At 54.1% G+C, this 13,475-nt stretch carries 14 protein-coding genes; 10 read left to right on the forward strand and 4 right to left on the reverse strand.

The features are described 5' to 3' along the window. Window positions 1–150 precede the first annotated feature (150 nt). The 4 genes from F1728_RS19455 to F1728_RS19470 form a co-directional block, all read right to left on the reverse strand. Window positions 151–1,662, reverse strand: coding sequence for a type I restriction-modification system subunit M (locus F1728_RS19455; protein WP_155365461.1), 1,512 nt, complete (start codon window positions 1,660–1,662; stop codon window positions 151–153). Window positions 1,663–2,073: 411 nt separating this feature from the next. Continuing rightward, window positions 2,074–2,979, reverse strand: coding sequence for a hypothetical protein (locus F1728_RS19460; RefSeq protein WP_155365462.1), 906 nt, complete (start codon window positions 2,977–2,979; stop codon window positions 2,074–2,076). A 1,492-nt stretch (window positions 2,980–4,471) separates the two neighbouring features. Next, window positions 4,472–5,695: an IS91 family transposase gene (locus tag F1728_RS19465; protein WP_145043935.1), complete on the reverse strand. Its 1,224-nt coding sequence runs from the start codon at window positions 5,693–5,695 to the stop codon at window positions 4,472–4,474. Next, the gene (locus tag F1728_RS19470) at window positions 5,692–6,561 is read right to left on the reverse strand and encodes a tyrosine-type recombinase/integrase (protein WP_145043933.1); all 870 of its coding nucleotides are present in this window, start codon (window positions 6,559–6,561) and stop codon (window positions 5,692–5,694) included. Before F1728_RS19470 ends, F1728_RS19465 begins: the two co-directional genes overlap by 4 nt. Window positions 6,562–7,044: 483 nt before the next feature. Here F1728_RS19470 and F1728_RS19475 point away from each other — a divergent pair, with 483 nt between their 5' ends. The 10 genes from F1728_RS19475 to F1728_RS19520 all read left to right on the forward strand — a co-directional run bounded on the left by F1728_RS19475 (window position 7,045) and on the right by F1728_RS19520 (window position 13,467). After that, a complete protein-coding gene (locus F1728_RS19475; protein ID WP_155365463.1) occupies window positions 7,045–7,617 on the forward strand; it encodes a hypothetical protein in 573 nt (190 codons plus the stop codon). 1 nt (window position 7,618) lies between these two features. Next, entirely contained in the window at window positions 7,619–7,996 is a 378-nt protein-coding gene (locus F1728_RS19480; protein ID WP_155365464.1) for a DUF1257 domain-containing protein, read from the forward strand. Then, window positions 7,983–8,177, forward strand: a complete 195-nt coding sequence (locus F1728_RS19485; protein ID WP_155365465.1) for a DUF2997 domain-containing protein — start codon at window positions 7,983–7,985, stop codon at window positions 8,175–8,177. Before F1728_RS19480 ends, F1728_RS19485 begins: the two co-directional genes overlap by 14 nt. Window positions 8,178–8,236: 59 nt before the next feature. Continuing rightward, complete coding sequence (locus tag F1728_RS19490; protein WP_228030248.1) at window positions 8,237–8,842, forward strand: hypothetical protein; 606 nt, start codon at window positions 8,237–8,239, stop codon at window positions 8,840–8,842. Window positions 8,843–8,887: 45 nt separating this feature from the next. After that, on the forward strand, window positions 8,888–10,384 hold the full coding sequence (locus tag F1728_RS19495) for an AAA family ATPase (protein ID WP_155365466.1): 1,497 nt from the start codon (window positions 8,888–8,890) through the stop codon (window positions 10,382–10,384). A gap of 22 nt (window positions 10,385–10,406) precedes the next feature. Further along, window positions 10,407–11,354: a hypothetical protein gene (locus tag F1728_RS19500; protein WP_155365467.1), complete on the forward strand. Its 948-nt coding sequence runs from the start codon at window positions 10,407–10,409 to the stop codon at window positions 11,352–11,354. Between the two features lie 9 nt (window positions 11,355–11,363). Continuing rightward, window positions 11,364–11,609 carry a hypothetical protein gene (locus F1728_RS19505; protein WP_155365468.1) on the forward strand — a complete coding sequence of 82 codons (246 nt, stop codon included), beginning with the start codon at window positions 11,364–11,366 and terminating at the stop codon, window positions 11,607–11,609. A gap of 96 nt (window positions 11,610–11,705) precedes the next feature. Next, window positions 11,706–11,921 (forward strand): hypothetical protein, encoded by a 216-nt coding sequence (locus F1728_RS19510; protein ID WP_155365469.1) that lies wholly within the window; start codon window positions 11,706–11,708, stop codon window positions 11,919–11,921. A gap of 214 nt (window positions 11,922–12,135) precedes the next feature. Continuing rightward, window positions 12,136–12,360 carry a MoaD/ThiS family protein gene (locus F1728_RS19515; RefSeq protein WP_155365470.1) on the forward strand — a complete coding sequence of 75 codons (225 nt, stop codon included), beginning with the start codon at window positions 12,136–12,138 and terminating at the stop codon, window positions 12,358–12,360. A 90-nt stretch (window positions 12,361–12,450) separates the two neighbouring features. After that, complete coding sequence (locus F1728_RS19520) at window positions 12,451–13,467, forward strand: hypothetical protein (RefSeq protein WP_155365471.1); 1,017 nt, start codon at window positions 12,451–12,453, stop codon at window positions 13,465–13,467. The last annotated feature ends 8 nt before the right edge of the window (window positions 13,468–13,475 follow it).

A 13,475-nucleotide genomic window follows, 5' to 3' on the forward strand; every position in this document is an offset into this window, starting at 1 on the left:
GGTTTTGGTTCCTACCACCAACACCACGATAAACAAACAGTATCGGATGGTCACAATTAGGGCATACCCATGCTACATTGTTGCCTAGAGCCATTGCATTTGTTAGTTGGTTCTGGTGTTGAAACTGACATCCGGTAAGAGTCCAGCCCATTATTTGTTTTCCTTTGCTAAACCATATTCTTGAAGTAAAGCAATCAAATTGTTTTCTGCTTTATAAGCTTCTTCTAAACTCGTCTTCAGATTTGCCAGTGCCTCTTCCACAGTAATCGTCTCTTCCTCAACCACCGGTTCTACATAGCGGGGTATATTCAGGTTCCAGTCGTTTTCCTTGATTTCATCCAGTGAGACGAGGCGAGCGGCGCCTTCGACGTCTTTATGATCTTTGTACCACTGGTAGATTTTGTCGACGTGTTCGGGGAGCAGTTCGTTCTGGGCACGTCCTTTTTTGAACTCTTTCGAAGCGTCGATGATCAATACTTTTTTGCGGTGCTTTGCGGGTTTCTTATTCCGAAAGACCATGATGCAGGCGGCGAGTCCGGTGCCATAGAACAGGTTCGGCCCCAGGCCGATGACGGCATCGAGAATATCCATGCCGAGCAGCTTCTGTCGGATCTTGCCTTCCGCCCCCATACGGAACAGAGCCCCGTGAGGCAGGACGACCGCCATGCGGCCTGTTTTCGCTACCATGGATTTGATCATGTGCTGTACCCAGGCGTAGTCCCCGCTTTTGGCGGGGGGCATTCCTGCGAAGTTGCGTCCGTAGGCGTCACTGGTCCAGACCTCTTCGCCCCATTTTTCGAGAGAGAACGGGGGATTGGCAATCACACAGTTGTAGGTGGCCAGATTGTCTCCCGTGTGAAAAGCCGGGTGGCGGAGTGTGTCTCCGCGAATGACTTCGAAATCTTCCACGCCGTGCAGGAACAGGTTCATGCGGGCGATGGCGGAGGTGGTCAGGTTTTTCTCCTGGCCATAAAGTTTGCCCCAGAGTGTCTTGATGTTGCCGCCCGCCTCGCGCACATGGTGGATGGCTTCAATCAGCATGCCCCCGGTACCACAGGCCGGATCGTAGATGGTTTCTCCCTCACGCGGGTCCAGAATGCGAACCATCAGGTTGACAACACTGCGGGGAGTATAGAACTCGCCTGCTTTCTTGTTCGTGGCATCGGCGAATTTCTTGATCAGGTATTCATAAGCCTGGCCCAAAATATCTGCCCGCGCCGATTTGTTTCCCAGCGGCAGTCTGGAGAAATGCTCTAACAGATCGCGTAACAGCGCGTCGGAAAGCCGATCTTTGTTCGTCCATTGGGCATCCCCAAAGATCCCGTAGAGCGTGTCTGGATTGGCCTTCTCGATCTCACGCATGGCACGGGAGAGTGCTTTGCCGACATTGGATGTTTTTTTACGTACGTCTTCCCAGTGACAGTCTTCCGGGATCTGAAAGCGATGGTTTTCGGGGAAGAGTGCGTACTGACGATCGCCGTCTGATTCTTCGAGTGCCTCAGCGAGTTCTTCGTCGTAGACATCAGAAATGCGTTTAAAGAACAGCAGGGGAAAAATGAACGTTTTGAAGTCCGCAGCGTCAACCGGGCCGCGGAGGATGTTGGCCGATTCCCAGAGATGATTGGCAAGCTGGTTTAGTTCAAGGGATTCCTGGTGGCTCATCAGCTGTGGTAACTAACTTTTGCTTAACCACTGAACCACCATAAGCCCATTTTGAAAAGGAACTTAGGCCGGAGCAGTGCAGTGGAAAGAAGGATGCAGATAGCAACTTACAGAAAGTGTGCAGATAGTGAACAGCCTACCAAAGTCGATGGGAAATGGCAATCTGCCGGGGAGATTTCAGGTCCCTCAGACCGTGCGGCGTGGCTGCCCCAATTTCCCAGTATTCAAAAATGAACAACCAGTATCGCTAAATTCTGGCCCAAAATGCGGCATATGAATTGAGTACTTCGATTTAGCTTTCAGAGTTTCCGTTTTTTAATGCTCTGGGTGAAACCGCACCACAACTCTGAGGCTCAGTGATAAAGATGTGTGTGAAGTTCCCCAGATTGAAATCACAACTTTTCAATCACTTCAGTAATAACCGTTTTTACGATCACTTACATCATAGCCGAGACCTTCCAGGATTCGTGAAGCTTCGTCATACAGGCTCCAGACCTTTTCTCCGCATCGCTCTCTAAGTTCATCCTTTGTGATAGAGGCCAATTCGTCCGTATCCGAGATTTTGGCTCGTTCGAAAGCGATACGTGCTTTTGAAGTCAGATCGAGTTCCGAAATAAGAGTATTCTGCGGTGGGGGAACATGATGGATTGATGGAGCGGGCAGGTTGGGTGCGAGAGGACACAGCTCAACCGCATACCACTGGGCCCATTCACGCCATTTTTGAAACTGTTCATTATCATATTCAAGACGTCCACAATCCACTGCCTCATCCAGGGCATTCAAATACTTCTGGATTCTTTGTGATTTGGACCAGCTGTCTACACAGGAATCAAGATTCTCGCGTCGTTCTATTTCCTTTTGGGAAAACTCTTTTCGTGATTGACGAATTACAGCGGCTTGTTTCTCTTGGCGTTCCTTACATTCCCTATCGAGTCGCCGAACACGGAGGTCATCGAGCCAGACAACCAATTGCAACGCCACCTTTCCCAGTACATCTTCAAGACGTTGCTTCTTTCCATCCGACCAGGTTCTACGGAGCCCATCTCCCCATGAGTCAATATTGAAGGTCAGTTTTCCAGTCGCTTCATATTGGTAGCTATAACGATTTGGGATTTCGTGCCGACGTGTCTGCTCCGTCAGACAGAGTTCTACTGTGTCTTCGCCACGCGAAAATCTGGTTCCCGGATTTCCAGCAGACACTGTTCCGCCAGTCGATTCCCAATACTTGATTAAAGCATCCACCAGACGTAAGGCTCGCGTGAGTGATTTCTTTGAAACCGTGATCCCCAGACATTCTTCGCCATGTACGGATTGCAATCCGCGATCCCTGTATCCCGGTTCCGCGTTTCTCAGCTTCTGTCTGGAGAGAGCAACCAGTTCGTGAGGGCGGACCAGTTTTTCATTTACTTTAATAACCGGTGCTGGGCCAGAACTGGTTGCTGGTTTATCAAATTGCCTGCGGAACAGTCGTATTTCCAGGAGATCTTCTTCATCGATCTGGGATAGTTCAGTCTGGGGCGATGGTTTTCCAAATTCGATCTTCGCCCAATGTCCGATTGGAGGCGTTGGGATCTGATGCTTACGGCAAATCTTTTTGAGCCCCACATCTGACAGTCCAAACTGGGGAGCAAGCTTCGACATGGGCTCAGACCAGACTCGCTCGTAAAGTTGCTCTCTTGTCAATTTAATAGAGTCTTCGCTCATGAAAAGCCCCTTTATTTTGAGAAGACTTCATATTAAATTTTGCGGTAGATTTAATCCAACATTTTCTTGTTCAAGACAAGACCAAGATAGAACCATTTCCAGAAATTAGATCGTTAATGGGTAGGGTAGTTAATTGTTCTTCTGTGGATAACTATATTTTTATCTGCTTACGGTCTAATTTTAAAAGCAGGCTTTCATATTTGACTGATTCTCCATGTCAATCACCAAAGAAGTAGCGACCTAAGTATCGATTTCATTCAAGAACCTAAATTATGGCCAAAAACGTGTCATAATTAATTACAGGAACAGACAAGAAACCAGGAAATGGGACAAGTTGAAATAATTAGATATCAGGTACTCGCGGAAATCTTAGTCACACCATCGAGACGAGTCCCAATATCTAAATTTTGGTCCAAAACGTGTCATAATTATATGGGGATGAATTAGCTATCGATGATCGCTGTTAATCCTCAATTCAAACTCTTCATCAGTGAAAACGCTCCGTATTGCACATGAATGTGGGGCTTTTTTTTATTTTACACATCCCCATTAGAAAGGAGCATTGTTTGAAATAAATGATTTTAACGTTCGTCTCTGTCGCCGCGCTAAATGCTGTTATCTTTAGGTCGATTAAGTTATGAAAAAGTATAGTTAGTCGAATGAGGAGGACGTAATCGCAAAGGCACCAATTGTTTTGAGAAATCAGTTCATATAAGGTGGCCCACTGTCGATCTAAATTCTGACGGAAAACGCGTCATAATAAATAGGATTATATGCAGCGTGTTAGCATTCAGGTGGAGCGGTATTTCAGGGTACTCAACACGCTGCATATGATCTATTGGACTGAACCGCAGGGGCGTTTTCGACTATGGGGATTGAATGCCCGCAGGGTGAAAACAGCGTTCTGTTTTCTCTGTGATTGCGGGTATGATTCTCCGATGGGATCGTTCGCTCAAGCGTCGAGGCAGGCCGCTGTGGCGGGTTGTAATTGCCAGGACGGTTGTGCGGGGCGTCCCGAAGACGGAATCCGTCACCGGCGCAGACCCCGACCGGAACACTCTATGAAGGGAGATCAAAACGAGGGGCCGGTTCTCTTGCAGAAGACTCATGAGGTATCACAGACCTCCCAGAGTTCGGAAGCCGGCAGCGAGGCACGAACAAAATATGGAGCAGGAAGTCGCTCCCAGCGGGAGTGCAATTCCTGCGACCTCTGGAGTGCGGCTTGACCACAGGAGGGACAGATTGCAGACGATTCCCCGGGAACCGGAGACGCTGCCCGAGGACGTTTTTCGCTCAGAGGCCCCGCTCCTTCCAGCAGTCCGCGGCACAGCGCGATCTTCTCTGCCCGGAAGCGATTGGCCAGAAAGCCATAATGCCGAATCCGCATCAGCCCATCTGGAAGCACATGCTGCAGGAACCTGCGGAGAAACTCCGTGGCGGCGAGCGTCATGGTCCGCTTCCGACTGCCTTGGGCGTAGTCTTTATAGCGGAACGTGACCTGGCCGTCTGCGACGTTCAACAGCCGGCTGTTCGAGATCGCCACGCGGTGCGTGTAGCGTGCCAGGTATTTCAGTACCGACTCGGGGCCGCCGAAAGGCGGCCGGGCATACACGACCCATTCGGTCCGCACGGACTGGTTGAGAAGACGCTTGAAGCCCTGGGGATCGGCGACGGAAGCCAGCCGCCCGGGGAATTCCAGTTTTCCCGCGACATACGTCTGATTGAGCAGGTTCAGAAACTTGCCGCGAAACAGCCGACTGAGTACGCGCACGGGCAGGAAGAAATCGGCCCGTCCCGCGACCCAGCGTGTGCGGTCGGGCGCCAGTCCGCCGGAAGGGACCACGCAATGCAGGTGGGGATGCGGCATCAGGGTCTGTCCCCAGGTATGCAGCACGGCCAGAAACCCGATTTCCGCCCCCAGGTGCCTGGGATCGGCGGCGACTTCCAGCAGCGTCTGGCTGGCCGCGCGGAACAGCATCCCGTACATCAGCCGCGGGTTGGCAAGCGTCAGATCCACCAGCAGGTTCGGCAGCGTGAACACCACGTGGAAGTAGGGAACCGGCAATAGTTCGGCTGCCCGCCGCTGCATCCACTGCGCACAGGCAGAACCCTGGCACTTGGGGCAGTGGCGATTCCGGCAGGAATTGTAACTGATCTGCCGATGGTCGCAGGAGCGGCACGTTTCCACATGCCCTCCCAGGACCGCAGTCCGGCAGTTCTGCAACGCCCGCATGACGCGGCGCTGGGCAACGGACGTGGGATAGCGCTTCAGGTATTCCGCACCGTACTGCCGCACGACGTCAGCGAGTTCCCACCGGGGACGCGTCATGAGTCCTCCTGTGGCGTGTCTGGCTGGTCTTGCTCATGGAGCAGTTCCAGGGGACTGCGGGTGCCGCCGATCAGGTGCTTGGAAACGTGCGTGTAGATCGAGGTGGTCCGCAGGCTGGCATGGCCCAGGAGTTCCTGGATGACCCGCAGTTCCGTGCCGGCTTCGAGTAGATGCGTGGCGAAACTGTGACGCAGCATGTGCGGCGTGACGGCTTTGTCCAGGCCGGCCTCACTACAGGCGTCCCGGCAGACTCGTTGCACCGATCCCACGGCGATCGGCTTGATCCGTGAAGGACCGAGAAACAGCCAGTCGGCCGGACGGGCGGCCCACCAGTAGTGCCGCAGCGTTTGCAGCAACAGGGGTGAGAGCAGTGTATAGCGATCTTTGTTTCCCTTGCCCTGCACGATGCGGATCACCATCCTCTGGCTGTCGATGTCGCACACCCGCAAACGCACTGCCTCGGAAATCCGCAATCCCGACGCGTAGGCCGTCATCAGGATGGTGCGGTGCTTGAAGGAGTGCACCGCCTGAAAGAAGCGGCACACCTCGTCAAAACTCAGCACTTCCGGTAAATGCCGTTCGGGCCGGGGGCAGCGAATGTCCTGCACGATCTCGCCGCGCTGAAGTGTATTCCGATACAGAAACCGCAGTGCCGCCAGTGCCTGATTGTAGGTTCCCCAGGCGACTTGCCGGTCCTGGACCAGATACAGCAGGTAAGTCCGGATGGCCTCCGGTCCCAGGACTTCCGGGCTTTTACCGAAGTGCCGGGCAAAGCGGGACACGTTGTTGACGTAAAGCTTGATCGTTTTCGGGGACAGGTTCCGCAGTTCCATGTCCTCGATCATGCGCTGCCGCAGTGGAGTCATCACTGGACCTTTCGTGAAACAGAGATTTCAGAGACCGGGAAGGTACTGAAACTATGCCTCACAAATGGCGTAAGCGCAAATCGGAATATTCGGAACAGGCCGTACAGACGGACCTGGGTACCTACGTGTGCTTTACGGTCCGGGGGGACGAGCCCTCAGCGGAAGGATCAATCACAGTTGCCGATCCCAGGCCTACCGCGAAGCGGTTTAGTTCAATATATAGGGGAAAGATTAGCTATCGTACGATGGTATTTGATCCCAAATTCAAACTCTTCATCAGTAAAAACGCCTCGCATTGCACATAATGCGTGGCGTTTTGTTTTTACACATCCCCAATCAGAAAGGAGCATTACTTGGAATACGTAGTTTTAACGTTCGTCTCTGTCGGTCTGTTGCTGGCCGTTATCGCTTTCATCAAGGAACGGCGGTTGCGGCTGGCGCTGCAGGGAATTCTCAGGCACTTGATTCAACGCTGGAGGACACATGGAAAAACTGACTCTGCAAATCACACTAACACTAATCCTGCTGACCGGAGCCAGCTGTAGTTCCGACGAAAACAGCCGTGTGGTCGAACTGGCCACGCGGCAGCTGGAACGCCAGGCTGAGCAGAACCAGCGGATGGCGGAACTCCAGCAGGAAGTCGCCTCCGGATCACGGGAACTGGTGGAAGCGGATGCCAGGTCCCGGCAGGAAATGGTCACTCTGCAGCGCGAGATACAAGCCGAGCGAAACGAGATTGGACACCAGAGGGACCAGCTGGAGGCAGAACGCCGTGAAATTGCTGACAGACGACACCGTGACCCGATCATTGCGGCGGCGATCACTAGGGTGGCCATGGTGGTCGTTAGCCTGCTGCCCCTGTTGATCTGCTGGTTGCTGCTCAGGCAGAAAATCGAACCCGCAAACGATCAGCAAATGACGGAGTTGCTGCTGGAAGACCTGGTCTCAGCGGAACCATGGCTGATGTCACCTGCAAATACAAATCCGGACAAACCACGGCTGCCGGATTTCCCGCAGCCCCCCGATCCAGAACATCCCACAAAAAGGAACACATGAAATGTCACACATAGTCACGATCCAGACAGAGGTCCGCGACGTAGAAGCACTGGGCCTGGCCTGCCGTCGACTCGAACTGGGAGAACCCGTTCAAGAGACTGTCCCGCTGTTTAGCGGGGAAGCCACGGGCTATGCAGTCCGTCTCCCCGACTGGCGGTATCCCGTCGTCTTTGACGTCGAACGGGGCCAAGTCCGCTACGACAACTTTGAAGGCCGCTGGGGTGAGCCGGCTCACCTCAATCGGCTGCTGCAATCCTATGGCGTCGAAAAATGCCGTCTGGAAGCGCGCCGGAAGGGACATTCCGTCCTGGAAAACCAGCTCAGCGATGGTTCCATCAAACTCACCATTCAGATCGGAGAGGGTCATGCAAACGATTGAAATCATCATTTCTACCGACGGTCAGTCCCGGATCGAAACCCGCGGCTTTACCGGTTCCCGCTGCCGGGACGCCAGCCAGTTTCTGGAATCAGCCCTGGGAAAAGTTTCCTCGGAGCAACTGACCGCCGAATACCACCAGTGTGTCCAACATCCTCCCAACCAATTGCGACAGGAGAATTAGTTTTCACTTCACATGAGATACAGGTTTTACCTAAGAGTATCATTGACGATCCCCCACCGGTGCGAGTCCTGGTCGTCGTCGAAGGGACGAACGACATCAAATTCCTGACGCGCATCTCGACGCTGCTCCATGTCGAGCAGCCCGCACTCCCTGATCTGGCTGCCATGGAAGGCATCGGGGAACTCATCTTTCTCCCGATCGGCGGCCATCCCCGGGCCTGGATCAAGCGACTGGCCCCACTTCAGCTTCCTGAGTTTTATCTCTTTGATAGGGAAAGCCCTCCTGAGACAGAGCAGCGGGCAACGCTGGTTGCCGAGATCAACCGACGAACTCGTTGCCGTGCCGTGCTGACGCGGAAACGGAGCCTGGAAAACTATCTGCATCCCCATGCCATCCAGGCCGTTGCCGAGATCATACCTGAATTCGGGGACCATGATTGCGTGGCCTCAGAAGTGGCACAGCGGATATTCAATAGCCGGCATGACGACTATTGCTGGGAACGGCTCGATCGTCGGCCGCAGATCAAGCTCAGGAATCGGGCCAAGCACTGGCTCAATACCAGTGCGGTTGAAAAAATGACGGTCCCTCTGCTGCAGGAACGCGATCCGGACGGGGAAATCATTTCCTGGCTGGAAACGATCGGCCAACTGGCTGAGACCGCTTAAGCACACTTCACACACCTATTTCTTCAAACCAACAAGGAAACACCTATGTTACTATCCGAACGACTGGCGGAGAATGTACGCGCCTGCTTTACCGGGATCTGGATTCAGAGCCACGAACATGACGAGGCGTTACTGGAAATCACGCGACTCTGCCACAGCAAAGACTGGGGCCTGCTCTCCTGGGACATTGACCGGGGACTGCAGGGGACAGAAGTCCTTGGGGAGAGTGACTCATCGTATCCCGATCCCCTGGCAGCCATTCACAGTCTGAACAGTCAGACCAATCCAGATCGGCCCACACTGCTGGTTCTCAAGAATTTCCACCGGTTCATCAATTCCCCGGAAATCATCCAGGCCCTGACGCAACAGATTAGCCTGGGAAAGCAGACCCGGACCTTCGTGATTGTCCTGTCCAGCCTGGTCCAGATTCCCACGGAACTGGAAAAACTGTTCGTCTGTCTGGAGCACGATCTTCCCGATCGGAGCCAGTTGGAGGAAATTGCCCGCAGTATCGCCACGGAGCCCGGTGAACTACCTGAAGGAGCGGAACTGGAGCGTGTGCTGGACGCCGCCTGTGGACTGACTCGCTATGAAGCCGAAGGAGCCTTCAGCCTCTCCCTGGTACGGCACGGACGCATCGACGTCTCCGTCGTGCTGGAACTGAAGGCTCAGACGCTGCTGAAAAGCGGTTTGTTAACGCTTCACAGCGGCTCGGAATCATTTGACGACCTGGGAGGCCTGGAATCCCTCAAGGCCTTTTGCCGGCGTGCGCTGCGTCCCAGGATGCAGGAATCATCCCATGTGCGTCCACGGGGCGTGCTGCTGCTGGGAGTCCCTGGTACCGGCAAAAGCGCCTTTGCCAAAGCCCTGGGAAAGGAGACTGGACGGGCCACACTGACGCTCGACGTCGGAGCCCTGATGGGCGCGCTGGTTGGCCAGACTGAAGAGCGAACACGTCGAGCACTCCGGATCGTCGATGCGATGCAACCCGCCGTCCTGTTTATTGACGAAGTCGAAAAAGGACTGAGCGGGGCTGCTTCTTCCGGACAGTCCGACAGCGGGGTCTCCACACGCATGCTGGGAACGCTTTTGAGCTGGCTCAACGACCACACGTCAGACGTATTCGTGGTCTGTACTGCCAACGACATCTCAAAGCTTCCTCCGGAACTGATCCGCGCCGAGCGTTTTGACGGTCTCTTCTTTCTGGATCTGCCGGGGGATGGCCAGAAGCAGGCGATCTGGAACATCTACCGCGAACAGTATGACCTCACTGAGGACCAGAAGCTGCCTGAGGATCGGCACTGGACTGGTTCCGAAATCCGGGCCTGCTGTCGCCTGGCAGCCTTGCTGGATGTCCCGTTAACTCAGGCTGCTGAAAACGTGGTCCCCGTGGCTGTCACAGCCGCAGAATCGGTGGCTCGCCTCAGGCGTTGGGCCAGCAACCGTTGCCTGTCTGCAGAGCAGCCGGGCGTCTTTGTTCACGGAGAGCGGTCGGGAGCCCGTGCACAACGAAAGCTCTCCCGCGATCCTCGCAGAAACTAAACCTGACTCAAATCAAGGAGAAATGACTACTATGGCTATGATTGAAGAAGAAGTTCAAACCCGCCACGATCCCATCGACCGACTTCGGGCGACTATGTGTGCCACGCGGGTCAGTTTTGAATGGTTCGGTACCCGGAAGTCACTCACACGCGACCAGAAGGCCCAGGCTGCTGAGTCGTTTGGGGCGGAAGGAGCGTTCCTGAGTGCCGGTAAAAAGCTGCTGGATACGGGACATCCCCGTTTTCGGGCTGTGAGTGCGGTCCGCAACCAGGTACGCAAGTACTGGACTTCGGTCAGTCTCCCCTTTCCGGAACCTGGAATTCGGCTATTGCGACAAGATGCGTTGAACGCCTTCCAGGAGCAGATGCACCAGTTTACTAAAGAACTGGCAGACGCGGTCGCGGAACTGGATGAACAATATCTGTCCATGAAATCAGCGGCCCGGGAGCGACTGGGGAGTCTATTCAATGACGATGATTACCCCGGGACACTTATTGGTTTATTTGAGATCAGCTGGGAATTTCCCAGTATCGAACCGCCGAATTACCTCCGGCAGCTCAATCCCGAGCTCTACGAGCAGGAATGCCAGCGCGTGCAGTCGCGATTCGAAGAGGCGGTCCGGCTGGCGGAAGACGCCTTTCTGGACGAACTGTCGAAGCTGGTATCTCATCTGACGGACCGTCTGAGCGGACAGGCCGACGGCCATCCCAAGGTCTTCCGGGATTCGGCTATCGGGAATCTGCACGAGTTCTTCGAACGCTTCCGGTCGCTGAATGTCCGTTCCAACGAGCAGCTGGATGCGCTCGTCTCCCAGTGCCAGAACATTGTGGAGGGGATTCAGCCCCAGGAACTGAGAAAGCGGGACGCACTCCGGCAGCAGGTCGCCTCCGATCTGTCTGGCGTCCAGGCTGCCCTGGATGGCCTACTGGTTGATCGTCCGCGACGTCAGATCATGCGGACCCCAAAGTAAGGAGGCCACATGCAACTCATCATCACAGCTGAGGGGCAAATCCGCTGTATTTACGCGGAAGCCATTGACCTGGCGACCATTGGTCGCATGCGCATCTCACGCGGCTCGTTCGTTGAACCGAATACTGACGGTCAATGGATCGTGGATCTGTCCCCCATTCAGGGACCGCGGCTGGGGCCGTTCGCGCAACGGAGTGCGGCCCTGCAGTCAGAAATTGACTGGCTGGAGCAGCACTGGCTCTCCCCCAGCCCCTGATATTGTATTTTTCCAACACTATGCCCCGGTCTTGCAGAATTGTCTCTGCAGGGCCGGGGCTTTTTTTATTGAACCCTTGTTTTTAGGAGACATTAGATGAAGCAGTCAGACTTGAATCGGGCCGTCGCCCTGGCTACCGGCGAGACAATTGCCACCGTTAAACGCTTGGGCTTCCTGCTGGCGGAGCCCCATGAATCCGTTGATCCGGATTCAGAAACGTCGGGACCACTGGTGATCGACTGGGACGAACTGGACAACCAGCGAATGATTACTCAGGCAGAGGGATTGAATCATGTGCCGTCATGGGTCTGATTCCAATTCCGTCGGGTTTCTTTGTCTCAGTCAGACAGATGTGCCCTTCCACACGAACCGCCTGCAAATGCTCCGCAGCGGGCGGCAACGGGGACGACGCAGCTTTAAATCCCGGCATAGAAAACGACGTCGCAAACGAAAGTCGCTTGGTTAAAACAGTGAGTCCTCTTTTACCTCTTCAATTCAATTCAAATCAATTCCAGAGAGGAATGCTATGAAAGTTTTACTGATAAACAACGATGGCGGCGGATTCGCGGACTACATCGAAGTTGCCATGGGAACTACGGTCGCTCAACTGTTTGAAGAACGCATGGGAGATGCGAACGCTTCGGACTACCTGATCCGGGTTAATCGTCAGCCGTGTCCCCCCGATCAGACGTTACAGGACGGGGACCGGATTTCGATCACTCCGACAAAAATCGAAGGTGCGAAAAGCTAGCCTTTTTTGAAGTGAATTAATTTGTCTCTGACAGGCTGTCGGAATTACAGTCCCGGCAGCCTGTTTTCAATTAACAGGAGTAAACAACCTATGAAACAGAGTCCAAAAAGGGTCTGGCGGATGGCCAGTCTCATTGAGCAACAACTCAGCTTACAGGAAAATGAGATAAACCTCGGGCTGCCGGAAGCGGCCTGGTTAAGCTGTCTGCGGTTGATCCGCATGAGACAACAGACGCAGGAACGGGGTTGGTTCCAAGCGACCTCAAGACTGGATCGGGAACTGACAACGGAGGTACTTCAACTAACGCAGCAACTAGTGACGTTGCAACAGGAACTGGAGTCAGCCACTGTTGAAAAGCCTGTTCCTGCAATACGCATCATCTACGAAGACCTGCTGGCCCTGGAAGAAGAGTTTGCTGGATACGACATCGACCTCAAGACTAAGTCTATTTCGGTGGTGACAGAGTCGATTGTGCTGGAAGGCGTCTATCTGGGGGCGTTTGAGATTCGGCTGGAACTGGTAGCCTCGAATTCAGACTCACCCTTTCACTACACGGTGATTGCCCACGATCCGCAGCCACCGATTACCAATGACTCGGTCACGCATCCGCATGTGCAGTATGACAATGTTTGTGAAGGAGACGCCCGCGTGCCCATCAGACGCTCCCTGGAACAGGGGCGGCTGCTGGACTTTTTCGTGCTGGTGACTCGTCTGTTACAAACCTACAACGCTGAAAGTCCCTACGTCGCCCTCAGCGATTGGCATAGTGCGGAATGCAGCGAGTGTGCGGATGTCGTGACCTCAGACGAACAAGCCTATTGCACCAACTGCGAGAACCGGTTGTGCCTGCAATGTGCCAATCGCTGTGCCGACTGTAACTCCTCATTTTGCCACGATTGCGTGACCCGCTGTGAAGTCTGTCGCGATGACTGCTGCGAATCCTGTTTGAAAGAGTGTGGACTCTGTCGTTCCAGTTGTTGTTCAAATTGCCTCGATAATGAAGAAAGGTGCCCGATCTGTGAATCACAAGAAGACGAAGAAACGAACGAACCGGACCAGGATATCTCCTCGCCGGAGACGGTCTCCTCTGCCGACACTCTGCTTTAGCCCGACCG

The organism is Gimesia benthica (assembly GCF_009720525.1).
Lineage (GTDB): Bacteria > Planctomycetota > Planctomycetia > Planctomycetales > Planctomycetaceae > Gimesia > Gimesia benthica.